This is a genomic window from Mycobacterium sp. OAS707, from assembly GCF_014873705.1.
GTDB lineage: Bacteria > Actinomycetota > Actinomycetes > Mycobacteriales > Mycobacteriaceae > Mycobacterium.
Genome location: NZ_JADBDS010000003.1, coordinates 485,671 through 502,583, shown reverse-complemented (window position 1 = coordinate 502,583; position 16,913 = coordinate 485,671). Strand labels below are relative to the sequence as shown.

Here is a 16,913-nt window from a genome sequence, read left to right as displayed (position 1 = left end):
CGCTAGCTGAACGTGGTCTGCGCGCACGCGTCCGGCGACGTGATGTTCACGCCGGCGTAGACGACCTGAATGTGAGCGCAGACGATCACGTCGGCGGTCAGCATCGGCTGGCCGGTGTGCCAGTCGGTGGGTTGGATCTGGCCGCTGATGAAGTACTTCTCGGGCGGGCCGCCGCCGAAGTAGATCGTGGTGACCTCGCGGGTGCCGCCTGCCTTGAAGACCCTGGTGTTCTCGGCGACGACCTGGGTCTCCAAATAGTTGTACTTGTTCATCGAGCGCATCGTGGTCGTCTGCCGTGCCCAGAGGTCCCCTGGAAACCCTTCGACCCCGTCGCCATCGCGGCGTTGCGCCTGCGTCGTGAAGTAGCACTGCTTGTCAGGCAGCGGACAGTTCAGCGTGGTGTGCATCTCCAAAGTGGTGCCGTCGGGCAGCGGGATGGAGGAGTCCCCATTGTTGGTCGCGGCCGACGAAACAGCCGGCATCCAAAGCGCGGCGGCCATCATCACACCCGCACACAACGGCCCGACAAGACTGCTCAACCGCTTCACGGTTCGCTCCCTTCGGTGCGGCGAATGGTAGCCCGCGCTCACTCGTCGTAGGTGACTTCGACGGAATCCGACCGCGGATGGGCCTGGCAGCCAAGGATCAGTCCCTCGTCGAGATCCTGTTGCTCGAGCACATCGTTGACCTCCATCTCGACGTCACCGCTTTTCTTCAGCACCGCGCATGCGCCGCAGTGGCCTTCGCGGCAGGAGAACGGCGCGTCGAGACCTTTGTCGAGCAGGACGTCGAGCAGCTTCGCGTTGCGCGGCCACCGCACCTCGTGGCGTTGGCCGTCGAGCGTGACGATCGCTGTTGCCGGACCCTCGTCGCTGTCGTCTTCCTCGATGACCACTGCCGCGAACGGGTCGGACTCCAGCGACTTGAACACCTCGATGTGGATCTTGTCGGCGGGCGCACCGGAGTTCTTCAGCGCCTCCTCGGCCGCCGCCATGAACGGCCCGGGCCCGCAGATGTAGGCGTCGCGGCCGATATACGGCGCGGCCAGGCCGGCCAGTGCCGCCGCATTCGGCAGCCCCTGCACGCTCTCCAGCCAGTGCACCACGCTCAGACGGTCGGGATACTTCGCCGCCAGATCCCGCAGCACGCCACCGAAAATCACCGACTGCTCGTCGCGGTTGGCGTAGATCAACACCACCTTGCCGCTGCCCTCGGCGAGAGCGGACTTGCAGATCGCCATCATCGGGGTGATGCCGCTGCCGGCCGCCAGCAGCAGGAAGTCTTGGTCCAGCGTCTTGGGTACGAATGTGCCCGACGGGGCGAGCACATGGATCTTCATGCCGGGGTGCGCGTGGTCGCACAACCAGTTCGACGCATACCCGTCCACCGTGCGTTTGACGGTGACGGTCATCGGGTCACCGGTGAACGGCGAACTGCACAGCGAGTAGCAGCGGGCCACCGAACCAGTGCGGTCGCTTGGCACCCGCAGCGTCAAGAACTGCCCAGGCGAGTACCGCAGCCGATCGGCGGGGATGTCGACACCGTCAGGCACGGCGAACACCAGCGACCGTGCATCGTCGGTCTCCTCGACGACATCGGCCACTTGCAGCTCGAGCACGTGGCTACCAAGCGGCTCGTCGGTCACTAGCGACGCCCTTCCTAGTCAAAGATGCGGAGATAACTAGAACAGGTTACAGAAATGCATGTGTCCAGGTCCAGCCGCCGCAGATACACCCTGCTCGACACAAATCGTAACGTGTTCTAATCTTCTTTCAGGTCCGTTCTCTCGGGAGGCAAAGCAGTGACGTCCATTGAACAGGGTGACGTGCAGTCGGTCCTAGCCGGCATCGACGACCTGTTACCTCTGATCGCCAAGCGAGCCCAGGCGACCGAAGATCTGCGTCGGCTGCCCGACGAAACCGTCGCCGAGCTCGTTGAGGTCGGCTTCTTCAAGCTGCTCCAGCCCGAGCAGTGGGGCGGCCTGCAGTGCGACCCGACGGTGTTCTACGAAGCCGTGCGCCGCATCGCGACGGCATGCGGTTCCACCGGGTGGGTCAGTTCGATCATCGGTGTGCACAACTGGCACCTCGCGCTGTTCGACCAGCAGGCCCAGGAAGAGGTGTGGGGCGACGACCCGTCGGTGCGCATCTCCTCGTCCTACGCGCCGATGGGTGCGGGCACGGTCGTCGACGGCGGCTACTTGGTCAGCGGTTCGTGGAACTGGTCCTCGGGCTGCGATCACGCCACGTGGGCGTTCCTCGGCGGTCCCGTCATCAAGGATGGCCGACCGGTCGACTTCGGCAGCTTCTTGATCCCGCGCACCGAATACCGCATCGATGACGTCTGGCACGTGGTGGGTCTGCGCGGCACCGGCAGCAACACCGTCGTCGTCAAGGACGTCTTCGTGCCACGGCACCGCTTCCTGTCGTACAAGGCGATGAACGACCGCACCGCGGGCGGCCTGCAGACGAACACCGCGCCGGTTTACAAGATGCCTTGGGGCACAGTGCATCCGACGACCATCTCAGCGCCGATCGTTGGCATGGCGTATGGCGCCTATGACGCCCACGTCGAGCATCAGGGCAAGCGCGTGCGCGCCGCGTTCGCGGGCGAGAAGGCCAAGGATGACCCGTTCGCCAAGGTGCGTATCGCCGAGGCGGCCAGCGACATCGACGCCGCTTGGCGACAGCTGATCGGCAACGTCGGCGACGAGTACGCACTGCTCAAGGCGGACAAGGAAATTCCGTTCGAACTGCGTGCGCGCGCCCGGCGTGATCAGGTGCGCGCCACCGGCCGCGCCATCTCGTCGATCGACCGGCTCTTCGAGGCGTCTGGTGCCACCGCGCTGAACAACGACGCTCCGGTGCAGCGGTTCTGGCGCGATGCGCACGCGGGTCGGGTGCACGCGGCCAACGACCCCGAACGCGCGTACCTGATCTTCGGCAACAACGAGTTTGGACTGCCGCCGCAGGACACGATGGTCTGATGACGTCCTTCGCCGCCGAAACCGCACAGCAGCAAGAGATCACGTTCGAATCGACCTCGCGCTACGCGCAGGTTCGCGACGACATGCGGCTGCACTACCACGAGGCCGGCGTCGGCAACGACAAGACGGTCGTGCTGCTGCACGGAGGTGGACCTGGTGCCTCGAGCTGGTCCAACTTCGGGCGCAACATCAGCGTGCTGGCACAGCATTTCCACGTGCTCGCCGTCGATCAGCCCGGCTACGGCCACTCCGACAAGCACACCGAGCACGAGCAGTACAACCGCTACAGCGCCACGGCGCTGCTGAACTTGTTCGATCACCTCGGCATCGAAAGTGCTGACCTGATTGGCAATTCGCTCGGCGGCGGGACCGCGGTGCGGTTCGCGTTGGACAACGGCAGGCGTGCGGGCAGGCTGGTGTTGATGGGTCCTGGCGGACTGTCGGTGAACCTGTTCGCGCCAGACCCGACCGAGGGTGTCAAGCTGCTTGGCAAGTTCTCCGCCGAGCCCACCCGCGAGAACCTCGAGGCGTTCCTGCGAATCATGGTGTACGACCAGAAGCTGATCACGCCCGAGCTGGTCGACGAACGCTTTGCGATCGCCAGCACACCGGAATCGCTGGCGGCCACGCGCGCGATGGGAAAGTCGTTCGCCGGCCCCGACTTCGAACTCGGCATGATGTGGCGCGAGGTGTACAAGCTGCGCCAGCGGGTACTGCTGATCTGGGGTCGGGAGGACCGGGTGAATCCGCTCGACGGTGCGCTTGTTGCCCTCAAGCAGATCCCGAAGGTCCAGTTGCACGTCTTCGGGCAGTGCGGGCACTGGGCGCAGCTGGAGAAGTTCGACGAGTTCAACAAGCTCACGGTTGACTTTCTGGGAGGCGGGTCATGAGCATCCGGTCACTTGGTTACCTGCGGATCGAGTCGACGGACGTGGCGGCGTGGCGCGAGTACGGCCTCAAGGTGCTCGGCATGGTCGAAGGCAAGGGGCAGACCGAAGGCGCGCTCTACTTGCGGATGGACGAGTTTCCGGCGCGGCTGGTGATCGTGCCTGGCGAGAGCGACCGCCTGCTGGAGTCCGGTTGGGAATGCGCCAATGCTGAAGGGCTGCAAGAGATCCGCAATCGCCTCGACGTGGAGGGCACGCCGTACAAGGAGGCCACCGCCGCAGAGCTTGCCGACCGTCGGGTCGACGAACTGATCCGCTTCCAAGACCCGTCTGGCAACTGCTTGGAGGTCTTTCACGGCGCCGCGCTGGAACACCGCCGGGTAGTGAGTCCCTACGGACACAAGTTCGTCACCGAGGAGCAAGGCCTGGGGCACGTCGTGCTCACCACGCGGGATGACATGGAGTCGTTGCACTTCTACCGCGACGTGTTGGGCTTCAGGCTGCGCGATTCGATGCGGCTGCCACCGCAGCTGGTCGGCAGGCCCGCAGACGGCCCGCCCGCGTGGCTGAGGTTCTTCGGAGTCAACCCGCGCCACCACAGCCTCGCGTTCATGCCGGGTGAGACACCAAGCGGCATCGTGCATTTGATGGTCGAGGTGGAGAACGCTGACGACGTCGGGCTGTGCCTGGATCGCGCGCTGCGACGCAAGGTGCCGATGTCGGCGACACTCGGCAGACACGTCAACGACAAGATGCTGTCGTTCTACATGAAGACTCCCGGCGGTTTCGACGTCGAATTCGGTTGCGAAGGGCTCGAAGTCGAGGACACCGATTGGGTGGCCCGCGAAAGCACGGCCGTCAGTCTGTGGGGCCACGACTTCAGCGTCGGCTTCAAGAGCTAGTGACCAAGGAACCGCTGGACCCGCGCACATTCCGAAATGTGCTGGGGCAGTTCTGCACCGGCATCACCGTGATCACCACCATGCATGACGGGGCGCCGGTTGGGTTCGCGTGTCAGTCGTTCGCGGCACTCTCGTTGGATCCGCCGCTGGTGTTGTTCTGCCCGACGAAAGTGTCGCGGTCGTGGCAGGCGATCGAGTCCAGCGGACAGTTCTGCGTGAACGTGTTGCACGAGAAGCAGAAGGACGTCTCGGCGCGGTTCGGCTCCAAGGAGCCTGACAAGTTCGCCGGGTTGGATTGGCGTCCTTCCAAACTCGGGTCGCCGATCATCGACGGGACGCTGGCCCACATCGACTGCACAGTGCACTCCGTGCATGACGGCGGCGATCACTACGTCGTGTTCGGCGCGGTGCACTCGTTGTCAGATGTGCCGCACAAGAAGCCGCGGCCGCTGCTGTTCTACCGCGGCGAGTACACCGGAATCGAGCCCGACAAGAACAGCCCCGCGCAGTGGCGTGATGACCTCGAGGCGTTCCTCACTGCCACCACCGACGACACCTGGCTCTAGATACATCCCGTCGCGCACGGGTTGATCAATGGAAGTGACTCCGGTGGCGGCGCATTGGGGTCGACCGGCTGCTGTTGGGTGAGATCGAGGTCATGGTCGAGGTCGGGCGCGATCGGGACGAACTTGCAGAAGTAGCTGATCGCCAGCTCACACGGGCCGTCGTTGGGGTCGGCATTCGCCGGGCTCGCCACGAGTATCCCCGCAGCCAGCGCTGCGACCGCCGCGACGGCTGTCCTCTTCAGCATCGGCTCACCTTACTCTGGATCGCTTCTACCCGGGCTGCGTCTATACCCCACGGTGCCTCGACACCGACCCGAGCATCCAGATCCCACAACACGCACGCTTCGCCGGGTTCGGCGACCAGCGACCACGCGACGACGGTCCTGCCGAGTTGCGTGCCTGTCGGGTCTGCGTCGAGACCTGCGGGAGCGCCACCGTCGGGGTGGTGATGAAGGAACTCGCCGTATGCCTTCGTGCAGAACGCCGAATACCTTGCGGTGCAGAGGATCAGGCCGTGCCACGCCTCGTCGACCGCGCGCGACGGCATCCCGATCACTTGGTTGTCCCATAACGCGGGTGCGCAGCAGCGCAGCCACTGCCGCAAACCCGTTTCGATGAGCTCGCGTGGCTGCCACGGGCACGTCTTGAACACGGCTGGCGGTAAGTCGAGTTCGGCCACCGCTGTGGATACGCGGTCGAGCCGATTGACGCGCCTGAGCTTCACGTTTTCACTCTAAGCGGGGAGTCAGGCCCCGTAGCCTCTTGCCGTGGACACCGTCATGCTGATCATCATCGGCTCGTTTGTGGTGGAGGCGCTTGCCGTCGCATTTTTCGTGTGGTGGCGGCTTTTCCGCAGGCCCAAACGCCAGCAATTCGGCGCTTGGTCGGCCGGCGGATTCGTGATCGGTGACGGGGGAGGCGACCACGCCAGCGGGACCTCGCACCACGGGGGCTGTGGCGGCGGATCGGACCATGGCGGCAGTTGCGGAGGCGGCAGCAGTTGCGGAGGCGGCGGATGCGGCGGCGGGGGCGACTGACCTACCACCGACTTCTCAAAGAATGGCGACCGCGACCACCAGGCCGAGCGCGAACTGCGCGGCCGCAACCATCAGCGTGGGGTAGCGGAACTCCTCGGACTCCAAACAGCCGGCCATGTTGACGCCTAGCACGATCGTCGCGACCCGCATCATGATCACCTGCGCCACGATGCCGACGAAACCGAATATCGCCGTCGAGGTCAGTCCCTCGGCCAACCTGCCACCGGATCCGTAGATCGCCAACACCACGATGAGCGCCATGCTGATGATGCCCGCCGCGGAGATGACGACAGCATTCGGCTTGCCCTGCTTGACCATTTGGCGCAGCGGGCCCGGCGTCGTCAGATCGATCGCATAGAACCCGATCACCATCAGCACCAGCCCCACAGCGGCATACAGCCACATGGCGCCGACGCCCCGGCCGATCGTGCTCCAGAATTCTGCATTCAGCGCCATCACGTTGGTCGTCATCATCAGCTTTCTTCGGTCAACGGAATACGGTGTGGGACAAAGGCTGCGCGATCATCGGTCACCAGTCCGCCTGCCTCGCGGATGCCCAGACCCGCGGACGAATCGCCGACCACCCACGCGCCCAGCGAGGGCCGCATGTCGTCGAAAAGCGGTAGGGGGTCGAAAAGCTGGTAGACATAACCTTCTTCGCCGTAGATCCCGCCGGTGGCCAACTCTATGCCGGGCCCGACGATGGTGATGTTTCCTCCCTCGCGCCCGAGCTTGGGTTTACGGACATACTCGGTGAGTTCGTGCGGATCATCGAGATAGGCCGGTAGCAGGTTCGGGTGGCCGGGATACATTTCCCACAGGATCGCCAGTATCGCCTTGTTCGACAGCAGCGTCTTCCATAGCGGCTCGATCCACATGGTCTGTGGCAGGCTCGACACGACGCGCTGGCCGAACTCGTCGTCCAATACCCACTCCCAGGGGTAGAGCTTGAACATCGCGGCTATCGGCGCCTCTTCCAGATCGACGAAACGCTCCAGCGCGGTGTCCCATCCGACATCCTCGATTTCCAGCGCGATCGTCTCGAACCCGGCCTCGGCTGCAGTCTCCTGCATGTAGGTGGTTGTGATCTGATCTTCGCCGGTCTGCTCGGCACCCGACCATGAGAAGTGAATATCATTGCTGGGCAACGACTCCCGCACGGCCTTCCAGCGATCGACGAGCTGCTCGTGCAGTGAGTTCCATTGGTCGAAACCCGGGAACATGTCTTGCAGCCAGTGCCACTGCAGAACCGACGACTCGAGCAACGTGGTCGGGGTATCGGCGTTGTACTCCAGCAACTTGGCGGGGGAGCCGCCGTCGTAGCGCAGGTCGAAGCGACCGTAGACATGCGGATCGGACCGGCGCCAGGACTGGGCGATTGGCTGCCAACTCCATTCCGGCAGACCGAAGTCCGCGTACCGCTCCAACGTCACGACCTGCTCGACGGCGTTCAGGCACATGGAGTGCAGCAGTTCGACGTCGGCCTCTAGAGCCAGCACTTCGTCCATCTCGAATTCGTAGTACACCGACTCGTCCCAGTACACGCGGTCGGCGCCCGACGCATCGACTGCCGGTGTGCCGAAGACCAGCCCCTGTGTTTCCACGATCGACTGCCAGTCCGGCCGTCGGTGTGTTCTGACGCGTTTCACGTGTCGCTGCTCAGCCGCCGCCGCTGCCCGAGAACCTGGTGCCCAGACCGCCGCGTTGAATGGTTGTACCCGACGATGTCTTGACGGTCGTGTCCTTCGGCATCACTGTGGTGCCGCCCGCCGGCCTCGCCCCAACAGTGCCGCTGCTGCCGTAGTAATAGCGGTACTGGTGGCCGCTGTAGATGAAGAAACCGCCGGGGCCACTGCTGTGGCCGGTGCAGTAGTTGTCAGGCACGATGATCGGCCCACCCGTACCGTCCTCCTGGACGCACTGCGCGTTGACCGTTCTCGGCGACAACGCCCAATAACCCAGCGCCGCAACAACACCTACGACACCGACGACGGCGGCACCACCCTTGAGGCGCCGGTTGCGGTGATACCGCTTGACGTTCGCCTCGAAGCGCGCCCGCTCGGCCGCCTTGCGCTCGCGCTCGGCTTTCTCCCTGGCACGCGTCTCGCCAAGGGTTGGCGGGCGCGGACGCGTAGTCACGGGGTCCTGGAACCGCATGCTGCCACGAGATGCGGTCTCTGGATCCTCAGGTCGGTTCCCGGGTTGCGAAGAGCCCTTTCCGGCGTTGTCGCCAGGATCACCATGGTCGTCCCCCGACGGACGGCTGCCCGGGGGCGGATCTTCCTGCGGCCCCACTCATCGCTCCTTGTCGTCACCGCGGTCTCGGACCTCGCAGGCAGTCTGGCACAGCAAACGCCAAGGTTCCACGACTATTCGGATAGACCCGCAAATTTTTCGATGAAGTCGATGATGGCCGCCGCAACCTCCCGGTGCACGGTCTCGTTGAGAATGTCGTGGTGCGCGCCGGGAAACTCCTGCAGTTGCAGCGGCGCTATCTGTTCGGCATACGCGCGCACCGGCTCGATGGGCGCGATCGGATCGTTGACGCCGTGCACCGCAAGGGTCGGGACCGCCAGCCTCGGCAGCTCGGCGCCAAACCGGTCCCAGGCCCTGTCGAGTTCACGCGCCAGTGGCTTGCCGTCTGCGTCGACGAATGCCAGCGGGTCATTCTCCAGCGAGTCGAGATAGAACGGGTCGCCCGATAACCAGCCGGGGTCCAAGTCGAAAGACGTGTCAGAGTCCAGCATTTCAGGGATGGGAACCAGCGGAGCCCCGGAGATCACGCCCGCGCGGTAGCGCTCGGGTTGATCCAGTAGCCGGAACAGAGTGACTACCGAACCGAACGAATGTCCCTGTGCGATCAGCGGCAGGCCGGGACTTTCACGTTCGGCCAGGTCGGTCAATGCGTCGCCCAGTGCGGAACTGTCCTCGATCGACCCGAAGTCGCCGCGGTTGCCTGGGCTGAGGCCATGGCCGAACTGATCGACGGCCCATAGGTCGATGCCTGCGCCGTTGAGCGTGAACCCGTAGCGGTGATATACGCCGGTGTGCTCTCCGAAGCCATGCAGGAAGACGACAGCGGCGCGCGGCTCTGCCGCCGCCCAGTGCCGGTAATAGGCGCGACCCTGCGGGTGATCGATGAACGGCATGCCACGACTGCAGCAAGTTGCGCCTCGAACCGCAAGCCTTCGGATCACGCTGTGAGCGAAGCGGGCTCGTCAGGCCCGCCCCAAAGGCAGTTCCCAGCGCAGGCCAGGGAATCGTGCGAAAGATCTGTCGGTGGTGATCCACGTTGCGCCGTTTTCGATGGCGAGTGCCGCATGGTAGGCATCTGGAATCGTGTTGGCCCTCGCGCCGACCTCAGTGCAAAGCGATTCGAAGATCCCCCAGTGTCGTGGCCCGGGCCGTAACGGGACCGCGGCTGGCGCCGATCGAAGCGAATTGCATGCGTCGAGCGCCTCGCTGGTCGTGCTGGGTTCTCGAAAAACTCGGTGATTCGTCAGAAGCCGCATGACGCCCGAGAGCACGAGTTCGCTTATACCGATGGGCTCCTCGCCGGTGAGGACGCTGCCGACCCATCTCTGGTATGCCTCGTGATCGACGGTGTCCTCACGAATGGCGTATATGCAGACGTTTACATCAAGGAGCAGCATTGTCGCCAACTAGCTCGGCGAGGGCTTCCTTATCGTTCAGGTCAACGCCCGCTTGCAGGCCTCCGCTGCCGTGCGTCGCCAGACGGAATTCGCCGTGACCGCGTTCATCGGCATCGCGCCGGAGCATCGCACGTAACGCATCCTCAACCACCGAGCCCAGGGATCTCGAAGTTCGCGCTGCGAGGATCTTGGCTTCGGCCAGAAGGTGGTCGTCGATGTTGACGGTCGTACGCACTGAAGCATCATAACATCACTACGGGTCATCATGATGCGATCATCCTGCACCGATATGTCAGGGCTGGACGCTATTGTCGCAAACATGTTCGAAACGATTGATTTGCCCGGCCCGGAAACCTTTCCTGACCTCGACGATCTCGGACTGCTGGATGCCATGCTGCTCGCCACAGTGGTAGAGACGGCGGCTATGGATGTCCGCGTCGCCGCAATACAGGAGATTTACCGGCGTGGCCTGCGCGCCGCCACGGGTTCGGCGCCCACACCGTCCAGTCCGCGCGTGGCCCTCGGCTCGCCCCGCCGCCGACGACGAAAGGCGCGAAAACGGCGCCGGCGCTAGTTCCGGCCGAGCAGCACGTCGCGCTGCTCGCTCACGCGGTCGCGGATCGCGGCCACGACGGCGGCGACCTCGGGCCTGCGTAGCGTTTCGGCGCGGGTGACCAACCAGTACGTCAACTGGATGGCGACCTCGCGAGGCAGCACGCGAATCAGGTCGTCATGGCGGTCGGCCATGAAGCACGGCAGCAGGCCGATGCCTGCGTCCGCGCGGGTCGCTTCGACGTGCACGAAAACGTTGGTGGACGTGACTGATTCGCGCATCGCGGGGGCGAAGCTCGTCGCGATGTCGAGATCGTCGACCTGCAGCATCGAGTCGATGAAGTACACCAGCGGATAACTCGCGAGGTCCGCGATGCTCGTCGGCGTGCCGTGCCGTGCGAGGTAGGTGCGGGATCCGTAGAGCCCGAGGCAGTAGTCGCCAAGCCGAATTGCCTTGGCACGGTGGACCTTTGGTTCTCCGACGACGATCTCCACATCGAGTCCGGAGCGCTGCTGGGTGGCCCGCCGAGTTGCGGCGACGATCTCGACCGCCACCTTGGGATGCTTACGCTGCACCTCGGCTGCGGCCGGGGCGGCGATATACGCGCTGAACCCGTCGGTGGCCGAGATTCGCACCACACCTTCCATGGTGCGCACGCCGCCGGCGTCGACGGTCAATGAGCGGACCGCAGACTCGACGGCCTCTGCGGCGGCCAACGCCTCGCGTCCGAGGTCGGTGAGCTCCCATCCGCCGCCGACGCGCGCGAGCACACGGCCGCCGATCGACTGTTCCAGTGCGGCGATGCGCCGCGAGATCGTGGTGTGGTTGAGACCCAACTCCTCGGCCGCCGTGTTGTAGCGCCCGGAACGGCCCACCGCCAGCAGCACCAGCAGGTCATCGGCGCTGGGCCGGCGGCCGGGCGACTCGGACATATCTGCATTTTTGCAGATATGTCCTGCAGATTTGACCATTGCACCGGCCGTTATCTGCATGAATACTCACCAGAGATCTGTGTCCGCCATCACATCTGAGGCAGGAGTGTGCGATGAGTGTCCGCGACGACACACCGCAGGTAAGCGACCAACCAGCAACGATCACGACGGGGCTGAAGCGCGTGGTGGCGGCGTCGATGGCCGGCACCGTCGTCGAGTGGTACGAGTTTTTCCTCTACGGCACCGCCGCCACCCTGGTGTTCAGCAAGGTGTTCTTCGCCAAGGGCGACAGCGACCTCGATGCGATCCTCGCGGCGTTCCTCACCTATGCGGTCGGCTTCGCCGCGCGACCGATCGGCGGCGTGGTCTTCGGCCACTTCGGTGACAAGTACGGCCGCAAGAAACTCCTGCAGTTCAGCCTGCTGCTGGTCGGTGCCGTCACCTTCCTGATGGGCTGTCTGCCCACATACGGCCAGGTCGGCTACCTGGCGCCGGCGCTGCTCGTCGTGTTGCGGTTCCTGCAGGGCTTCGCCGTCGGCGGCGAATGGGGCGGCGCGGTGCTGCTGGTCGCCGAACACAGCCCGAACAAGAGCCGCGCGTTCTGGGCCAGCTGGCCGCAAGCCGCTGTGCCCATGGGCAACATGCTTGCCACCGTCGTGCTTCTGGTGCTCACCACCACGCTCACCGATGACGCGTTCCTGTCCTGGGGCTGGCGCGTCGCGTTCTGGCTGTCGGCCGTCGTCGTGCTCATCGGCTACTACATCCGCACCAAGGTCACCGATGCGCCGATCTTCGTCGCGGCCCAGCAGGAGGCCGAACGCGTCAAGGCCGTCTCATACGGCGTCTTCGAGGTGCTGAAGCGTTACCCCCGTGGCGTTTTCACCGCGATGGGCCTGCGCTTCGCCGAGAACATCATGTACTACCTGGTGGTCACCTTCTCGATCACCTACCTCAAGGTTCAGGTGCACGCCGACACCAGCGACATCCTGTGGTGGCTGCTGGCCGCCCACGCGGTCCATTTCGCCGTAATTCCATTGGTGGGCAGGCTTTCCGATCGAATCGGCCGTCGCCCGGTGTACTTCGTCGGTGCGCTGGCCGCCGGGACGTGGGGCTTCTTCGCGTTTCCGATGATGAACAGCGCCAACTATCTCGTCATCATGAGTGCGATCATCATCGGGCTGATCATCCATGCGATCATGTACGCGCCACAGCCGGCGATCATGGCCGAGATGTTCCCCACCCGCATGCGGTATTCCGGTGTCTCCCTTGGCTATCAGGTCACGTCGATCGTCGCAGGCTCGCTAGCACCGATCATCGCGGTCAAACTGCTCGAGGTGTACGACTCGTCGGTGCCGATCGCGCTCTACCTGGCCGGTGCTGCAGCCATCACGCTCGTTGCGGTCTACTTCACCCGCGAAACCAACGGCATTGACCTGGCCACGCTGGATCGCGCCGATCGTGAGGATCTCGCGAAAGCGGGTGTCGCATGACCGATCTCGACGGCCGCACCGCGTTGGTCACCGGGGGTGCGAGCGGGATCGGGGCGGCGTGCGCCAGGGAACTCGCCGCGCGCGGCGCTACGGTCACCGTCGCCGACGTCGACGAAGCCGGTGCCAAGGAACTGGCCAGCGACATCGGCGGACGAGCGTGGGCAGTCGACCTGCTCGACGTCTCATCGCTGGAGAAGCTTCAGCTGGAGACCGACATCCTGGTGAACAACGCCGGCGTGCAGAGCATCAACGCGATCGAAGAGTTTCCGCCCGACAAATTCCGGATGATGCTCGCCTTGATGGTAGAGGCACCATTTCTGTTGATCCGGGCAGCGCTTCCGCACATGTACCGGCAGAAGTTCGGCCGCGTCATTAACATCTCATCGGTGCACGGCATTCGCGCTTCTGAGTACAAGGTCGCCTACGTCACCGCCAAACACGCGCTCGAAGGACTGTCCAAGGTGACCGCACTCGAAGGCGGTCCGCACGACGTGACAAGCAACTGTGTGAACCCCGGATACGTCCGCACACCCCTAGTGACCAAGCAGATCGCCGACCAGGCTCGCACCCACAATATCCCCGAGGATCAGGTGGTGGCCGACATCCTGCTGAAGGAGAGCGCGATCAAGCGACTGGTCGAACCGGAAGAGGTTGCCGCCCTTGTCGGTTGGCTTGCCTCGCCGAGCGCAGGCATGGTGACCGGTGCGTCGTACACGATGGACGGTGGGTGGAGCGCCCGATGACACATGCTGTCGATGTTCCGCAGTGGGAGCCGACGGAAAGCGATATCGCGAACGCGCGCGTCACCGACTTCGCCAAGTTCGTGCAAAACCGCATCGGTGCGACGCTGCCCGATTACAAGTCATTGTGGCAGTGGTCGGTTGACGACCCGGCCGCGTTTTGGGGCGCGCTGTGGGAGTACTTCGACCTCGGCGATCCGCCCGATCGCATACTCGACAGCGCCGACATGCCGGAGGCCCGCTGGTTCCCCGGCGTTCGGCTCAACTACGTCGACCAGATCGTGCGCAACGCGCGCTCCGACCGGCCCGCCATCCTGCACGTCGGTGAGGACGGCGGGGTCAGCGAGCTGTCCTGGCGCGAATTGCTCGGGTGCGTAGCAGCATTCGCGCAGACCTTGCACTCGCACGGAGTCCAGGCAGGCGATCGTGTTGTCGGCTATCTGCCCAACATCCCGGAGGCGGTTATCGCGTTCCTCGCTACAGCGAGCCTCGGAGCCGTCTGGAGTGCCTGCGGCCAGGACTACTCCGCGAAAGCGGCGCTGGACCGGCTCGGCCAGCTGGAGCCAGTCGTCCTCGTCACCGCTGACGGGTATCGGTACGGCGGCAAGGACCACGACAAGCGCGACGACGTCGCCGCACTGCAGGCGGGACTGCCGACGCTGCGTGCCACCGTGCTGGCATCCGAGTTGACCGCTCAGACCCACACCGAACTGGAGACGGTTCCCGTCGATTTCGACCATCCGCTGTGGATCCTCTTCTCGTCGGGCACGACGGGCCTGCCGAAGGGAATCATGCACGGGCATGGCGGCGTGGTGCTCGAGCACCTGAAAGCCCTTGCACTGCAATCGGATATCGGATCCAACGACACTTTCTTCTGGTACACCAGCCCTAGCTGGATGATGTGGAACTTCCAGGTTGCAGGGCTCCTGGTCGGTGCGACGATCGTCTGCTACGAAGGCAGTCCGAACCACCCGAGACCGGATGCATTGTGGAACATCGCCGCCCGCGTCGGTGCGACCGTGCTGGGCACCAGCCCCGGCTACGTATTGGGGTGCGCCAAGGCAGGAGCGGTGCCGCGCACCGAACACGACCTGTCGGCATTGCGGACAGTGGGAATCACCGGGTCCTCGCTACCGCCGTCGTCGTCGCTGTGGCTCCGTGACAATGTGGGTGACCGGGTACAGGTGGCCTCGATCAGCGGCGGCACCGATGTCGTGTCGGCGTTCATCGGCGGTGTGCGCACTGTTCCGGTGTGGCCTGGCGAGTTGTCCGCCCCGTACCTAGGCGTGGCGCTCGACGCGTGGGATGAATCGGGCAAGCCCGTGCGCGGCGAGGTCGGTGAACTCGTGATCACCAAGCCGATGCCGTCGATGCCGATTTCGTTCTGGGACGACCAGGACGGATCCCGTTATCGCAGTGCGTATTTCGAGATGTTCCCAGGAGTCTGGCGACACGGCGACTGGATCACCATCACCGATCACGGCAGCATCATCGTGCACGGACGGTCCGACTCGACGCTGAATCGCCACGGCATCCGCATGGGAAGCGCAGATATCTACCAAGCCGTGGAGCGGCTACCGGAGATTGCCGAGGCGTTGGTCATCGGTGCCGAACAACCCGACGGCGGCTATTGGATGCCGCTGTTCGTAGTGCTTGTCGATGACGCCGAACTGACCGACGAGCTACGCGACCGCATCAAGGGCACCATCCGCGAAGAAGTGTCGCCGCGGCACGTGCCCGATGAAATCATCGTCGCCCCGGGCGTTCCGCATACGCGCACGGGCAAGAAGCTCGAGGTGCCGATCAAGAAATTGTTCCAGGGCGCCGACGCGTCGCGCGTCGTCGAGAAGAGCGCCGTCGATGACCCTGCCTTGCTCGACTGGTACGCCAGCTACCGCCGCTCGACGAGCTCAGACTTGTGACACGCTAGACGCCGGTTTTGTGTACCGGAACCTTATTTCGGCGTAATCGGGGACTAGAGCCAGGACCCGATGCGGCGCAGCGCTTCTTCGACGTCGGATGTCGGACCCGCGAACGACAACCGGACGAACGAACCGCCGCGCACGGTGTCGAAATCGATGCCCGGCGCGATCGCAACGCCGGTGTCGTTCAACAGCTTCGAGCAGAACGACAGCGAGTCCGTAGTCAGGTGCGAGACGTCGGCGTACACGTAGAAGGCACCATCGGTGGGAGCGAGCCGGTCGATGCCGATCGAGCGCAACCCGTTGAGCAGCAGTTGGCGATTGGCCGCGTAGTGATGCAGCAGCGCGTCCGCCTCGGCGATCGATTCGGGCGTGAACGCCGCGACCGCGGCGTACTGCGGTAGCACGGGGGGACAGATGGTGAAGTTCCCCGTCAGGCAGTCCACTGCCCGCTGCAGTTCCTTCGGCACCAGCAGCCAGCCCAGCCGCCATCCCGTCATCGCGAAGTACTTCGAAAAACTGTTGACCACCACGGCATCTCGCGACGTCTGCCATGCGCAGCTGGTGGCGGGCGCGCCCTCATAGACCAGCCCGTGGTAGACCTCATCGCTGATCAGACGAACGCCCGCCTGATCACACCACGACGCAATCGCCGCCAGTTCTTCGGGTGGGATGACGGTGCCGGTCGGATTGGCCGGGCTCGCCACGATCACGCCCTGTACGGGCGGATCGAGCTCGGCAAGCATCTGCGCGGTCGGCTGGAACCGCGTCTCGGGTCCGCACGGTAGCTCGACGACCTCGCAGCCCAGCGCCGAGAGGATGTTGCGGTAGCACGGGTAGCCGGGACTGGCGATGGCCACCCGATCGCCGACGTCGAAGCATGCGAGAAACGCCAGCAGGAAGCCACCGCTGGAACCGGTGGTGATCACGACATCGTCGGGGTCGACGTCGAGACCGTGCCGGTCCGTATAGGAGCTCGCGATCGCGGTACGCAACTCGGGGATGCCCAAAGCGACCGAGTAACCCAGCGGGCCGCTGTCCAGCGCCTGCTTGGCGGTCTCCCGCACCGCCTTCGGCGCCCCCGCGCTGGGTTGGCCTGCCGACAAATTGACCAGGTCGCCGTGGGTGCGTTGGCGCTCCGCGGCGGCCAACCACACGTCCATCACATAGAACGGCGGAATCCCTGCTCGCAACGCAACGCTCATCTGAGTCAGGTTAACAACGGCGGTATGGAAGGGTTTGGCG

Annotated in this window: 21 protein-coding genes; 9 read left to right on the top strand and 12 right to left on the bottom strand. The window is 64.5% G+C overall.

Features of this window, described 5'->3' with window-relative positions:
- Positions 1–2 precede the first annotated feature (2 nt).
- Both GGC64_RS20600 and GGC64_RS20595 read right to left on the bottom strand, forming a co-directional pair.
- Positions 3–548, bottom strand: coding sequence for a hypothetical protein (locus GGC64_RS20600; RefSeq protein ID WP_369434799.1), 546 nt, complete (start codon positions 546–548; stop codon positions 3–5).
- 38 nt (positions 549–586) lie between these two features.
- Entirely contained in the window at positions 587–1,645 is a 1,059-nt protein-coding gene (locus GGC64_RS20595) for a ferredoxin--NADP reductase (RefSeq protein WP_192724391.1), read from the bottom strand.
- 156 nt (positions 1,646–1,801) lie between these two features.
- Between GGC64_RS20595 and hsaA the strand changes: the two genes are divergently transcribed.
- The 4 genes from hsaA to hsaB are packed head-to-tail and all read left to right on the top strand — an operon-like array spanning position 1,802 to position 5,341.
- Positions 1,802–2,986, top strand: a complete 1,185-nt coding sequence (gene hsaA / locus GGC64_RS20590) for a 3-hydroxy-9,10-secoandrosta-1,3,5(10)-triene-9,17-dione monooxygenase oxygenase subunit (RefSeq protein WP_192724390.1) — start codon at positions 1,802–1,804, stop codon at positions 2,984–2,986.
- Positions 2,986–3,876, top strand: a complete 891-nt coding sequence (gene hsaD, locus GGC64_RS20585) for a 4,5:9,10-diseco-3-hydroxy-5,9,17-trioxoandrosta-1(10),2-diene-4-oate hydrolase (RefSeq protein ID WP_192724389.1) — start codon at positions 2,986–2,988, stop codon at positions 3,874–3,876. Before hsaA ends, hsaD begins: the two co-directional genes overlap by 1 nt.
- A complete protein-coding gene (gene hsaC, locus GGC64_RS20580) occupies positions 3,873–4,775 on the top strand; it encodes an iron-dependent extradiol dioxygenase HsaC (protein WP_192724388.1) in 903 nt (300 codons plus the stop codon). Before hsaD ends, hsaC begins: the two co-directional genes overlap by 4 nt.
- Positions 4,775–5,341 (top strand): 3-hydroxy-9,10-secoandrosta-1,3,5(10)-triene-9,17-dione monooxygenase reductase subunit, encoded by a 567-nt coding sequence (gene hsaB / locus GGC64_RS20575; RefSeq protein WP_192724387.1) that lies wholly within the window; start codon positions 4,775–4,777, stop codon positions 5,339–5,341. Before hsaC ends, hsaB begins: the two co-directional genes overlap by 1 nt.
- On the opposite strand, the gene GGC64_RS20570 is transcribed toward hsaB, so the two are convergent.
- Together GGC64_RS20570 and GGC64_RS20565 are read right to left on the bottom strand one after the other, a co-directional pair.
- The gene (locus GGC64_RS20570; RefSeq protein ID WP_192724386.1) at positions 5,338–5,586 is read right to left on the bottom strand and encodes a fibronectin-binding protein; all 249 of its coding nucleotides are present in this window, start codon (positions 5,584–5,586) and stop codon (positions 5,338–5,340) included. The genes hsaB and GGC64_RS20570 overlap by 4 nt on opposite strands.
- Complete coding sequence (locus GGC64_RS20565; RefSeq protein ID WP_192724385.1) at positions 5,580–6,065, bottom strand: hypothetical protein; 486 nt, start codon at positions 6,063–6,065, stop codon at positions 5,580–5,582. Before GGC64_RS20565 ends, GGC64_RS20570 begins: the two co-directional genes overlap by 7 nt.
- A gap of 43 nt (positions 6,066–6,108) precedes the next feature.
- On the opposite strand from GGC64_RS20565, the gene GGC64_RS20560 reads away from it, so the two are divergent.
- Positions 6,109–6,378 carry a hypothetical protein gene (locus tag GGC64_RS20560; RefSeq protein WP_192724384.1) on the top strand — a complete coding sequence of 90 codons (270 nt, stop codon included), beginning with the start codon at positions 6,109–6,111 and terminating at the stop codon, positions 6,376–6,378.
- A 15-nt stretch (positions 6,379–6,393) separates the two neighbouring features.
- Here the strand turns inward: GGC64_RS20560 and GGC64_RS20555 are convergent, their stop codons facing one another.
- The 6 genes from GGC64_RS20555 to GGC64_RS20530 form a co-directional block, all read right to left on the bottom strand.
- Positions 6,394–6,849 carry a DUF350 domain-containing protein gene (locus GGC64_RS20555; RefSeq protein ID WP_192724383.1) on the bottom strand — a complete coding sequence of 152 codons (456 nt, stop codon included), beginning with the start codon at positions 6,847–6,849 and terminating at the stop codon, positions 6,394–6,396.
- A 2-nt stretch (positions 6,850–6,851) separates the two neighbouring features.
- Positions 6,852–8,027: a glutathionylspermidine synthase family protein gene (locus tag GGC64_RS20550; RefSeq protein WP_192724382.1), complete on the bottom strand. Its 1,176-nt coding sequence runs from the start codon at positions 8,025–8,027 to the stop codon at positions 6,852–6,854.
- A gap of 10 nt (positions 8,028–8,037) precedes the next feature.
- Positions 8,038–8,517 carry a hypothetical protein gene (locus GGC64_RS20545; protein WP_370582214.1) on the bottom strand — a complete coding sequence of 160 codons (480 nt, stop codon included), beginning with the start codon at positions 8,515–8,517 and terminating at the stop codon, positions 8,038–8,040.
- A 230-nt stretch (positions 8,518–8,747) separates the two neighbouring features.
- Positions 8,748–9,527 carry an alpha/beta fold hydrolase gene (locus GGC64_RS20540; RefSeq protein WP_192724380.1) on the bottom strand — a complete coding sequence of 260 codons (780 nt, stop codon included), beginning with the start codon at positions 9,525–9,527 and terminating at the stop codon, positions 8,748–8,750.
- A 69-nt stretch (positions 9,528–9,596) separates the two neighbouring features.
- Positions 9,597–10,031 carry a type II toxin-antitoxin system VapC family toxin gene (locus tag GGC64_RS20535; protein WP_192724379.1) on the bottom strand — a complete coding sequence of 145 codons (435 nt, stop codon included), beginning with the start codon at positions 10,029–10,031 and terminating at the stop codon, positions 9,597–9,599.
- Positions 10,018–10,266 carry a type II toxin-antitoxin system VapB family antitoxin gene (locus GGC64_RS20530; protein WP_192725281.1) on the bottom strand — a complete coding sequence of 83 codons (249 nt, stop codon included), beginning with the start codon at positions 10,264–10,266 and terminating at the stop codon, positions 10,018–10,020. Before GGC64_RS20530 ends, GGC64_RS20535 begins: the two co-directional genes overlap by 14 nt.
- An 84-nt stretch (positions 10,267–10,350) precedes the next feature.
- Between GGC64_RS20530 and GGC64_RS20525 the strand changes: the two genes are divergently transcribed.
- Positions 10,351–10,605, top strand: a complete 255-nt coding sequence (locus GGC64_RS20525) for a hypothetical protein (protein WP_192724378.1) — start codon at positions 10,351–10,353, stop codon at positions 10,603–10,605.
- Here the strand turns inward: GGC64_RS20525 and GGC64_RS20520 are convergent.
- Positions 10,602–11,516: a LysR family transcriptional regulator gene (locus tag GGC64_RS20520; RefSeq protein ID WP_192724377.1), complete on the bottom strand. Its 915-nt coding sequence runs from the start codon at positions 11,514–11,516 to the stop codon at positions 10,602–10,604. The two genes, GGC64_RS20525 and GGC64_RS20520, sit on opposite strands and share 4 nt — an antisense overlap.
- A gap of 113 nt (positions 11,517–11,629) precedes the next feature.
- On the opposite strand from GGC64_RS20520, the gene GGC64_RS20515 reads away from it, so the two are divergent.
- The 3 genes from GGC64_RS20515 to GGC64_RS20505 are packed head-to-tail and all read left to right on the top strand — an operon-like array spanning position 11,630 to position 15,668.
- Entirely contained in the window at positions 11,630–13,006 is a 1,377-nt protein-coding gene (locus tag GGC64_RS20515; protein WP_225952115.1) for an MFS transporter, read from the top strand.
- Entirely contained in the window at positions 13,003–13,749 is a 747-nt protein-coding gene (locus GGC64_RS20510; RefSeq protein ID WP_192724376.1) for a 3-hydroxybutyrate dehydrogenase, read from the top strand. The genes GGC64_RS20515 and GGC64_RS20510 overlap by 4 nt, the downstream gene beginning before the upstream one ends.
- Entirely contained in the window at positions 13,746–15,668 is a 1,923-nt protein-coding gene (locus GGC64_RS20505; RefSeq protein WP_192724375.1) for an acetoacetate--CoA ligase, read from the top strand. Before GGC64_RS20510 ends, GGC64_RS20505 begins: the two co-directional genes overlap by 4 nt.
- 53 nt (positions 15,669–15,721) lie before the next feature.
- Here GGC64_RS20505 and GGC64_RS20500 read toward each other — a convergent pair whose 3' ends face one another.
- Entirely contained in the window at positions 15,722–16,873 is a 1,152-nt protein-coding gene (locus tag GGC64_RS20500; protein ID WP_192724374.1) for a pyridoxal phosphate-dependent aminotransferase, read from the bottom strand.
- Between the last annotated feature and the right edge of the window lie 40 nt (positions 16,874–16,913).

Coding starts and splice junctions, on each gene's coding strand:
- hsaD (WP_192724389.1), top strand. CDS start 2,986: ATGACGTCCTTCGCCGCCGAAACCGCACAGCAGCAAGAGATCACGTTC.
- hsaC (WP_192724388.1), top strand. CDS start 3,873: ATGAGCATCCGGTCACTTGGTTACCTGCGGATCGAGTCGACGGACGTG.
- GGC64_RS20570 (WP_192724386.1), bottom strand. CDS start 5,586: ATGCTGAAGAGGACAGCCGTCGCGGCGGTCGCAGCGCTGGCTGCGGGG.
- GGC64_RS20555 (WP_192724383.1), bottom strand. CDS start 6,849: ATGACGACCAACGTGATGGCGCTGAATGCAGAATTCTGGAGCACGATC.
- GGC64_RS20540 (WP_192724380.1), bottom strand. CDS start 9,527: ATGCCGTTCATCGATCACCCGCAGGGTCGCGCCTATTACCGGCACTGG.
- GGC64_RS20535 (WP_192724379.1), bottom strand. CDS start 10,031: ATGCTGCTCCTTGATGTAAACGTCTGCATATACGCCATTCGTGAGGAC.
- GGC64_RS20525 (WP_192724378.1), top strand. CDS start 10,351: ATGTTCGAAACGATTGATTTGCCCGGCCCGGAAACCTTTCCTGACCTC.
- GGC64_RS20520 (WP_192724377.1), bottom strand. CDS start 11,516: ATGTCCGAGTCGCCCGGCCGCCGGCCCAGCGCCGATGACCTGCTGGTG.
- GGC64_RS20515 (WP_225952115.1), top strand. CDS start 11,630: ATGAGTGTCCGCGACGACACACCGCAGGTAAGCGACCAACCAGCAACG.
- GGC64_RS20510 (WP_192724376.1), top strand. CDS start 13,003: ATGACCGATCTCGACGGCCGCACCGCGTTGGTCACCGGGGGTGCGAGC.
- GGC64_RS20505 (WP_192724375.1), top strand. CDS start 13,746: ATGACACATGCTGTCGATGTTCCGCAGTGGGAGCCGACGGAAAGCGAT.
- GGC64_RS20500 (WP_192724374.1), bottom strand. CDS start 16,873: ATGAGCGTTGCGTTGCGAGCAGGGATTCCGCCGTTCTATGTGATGGAC.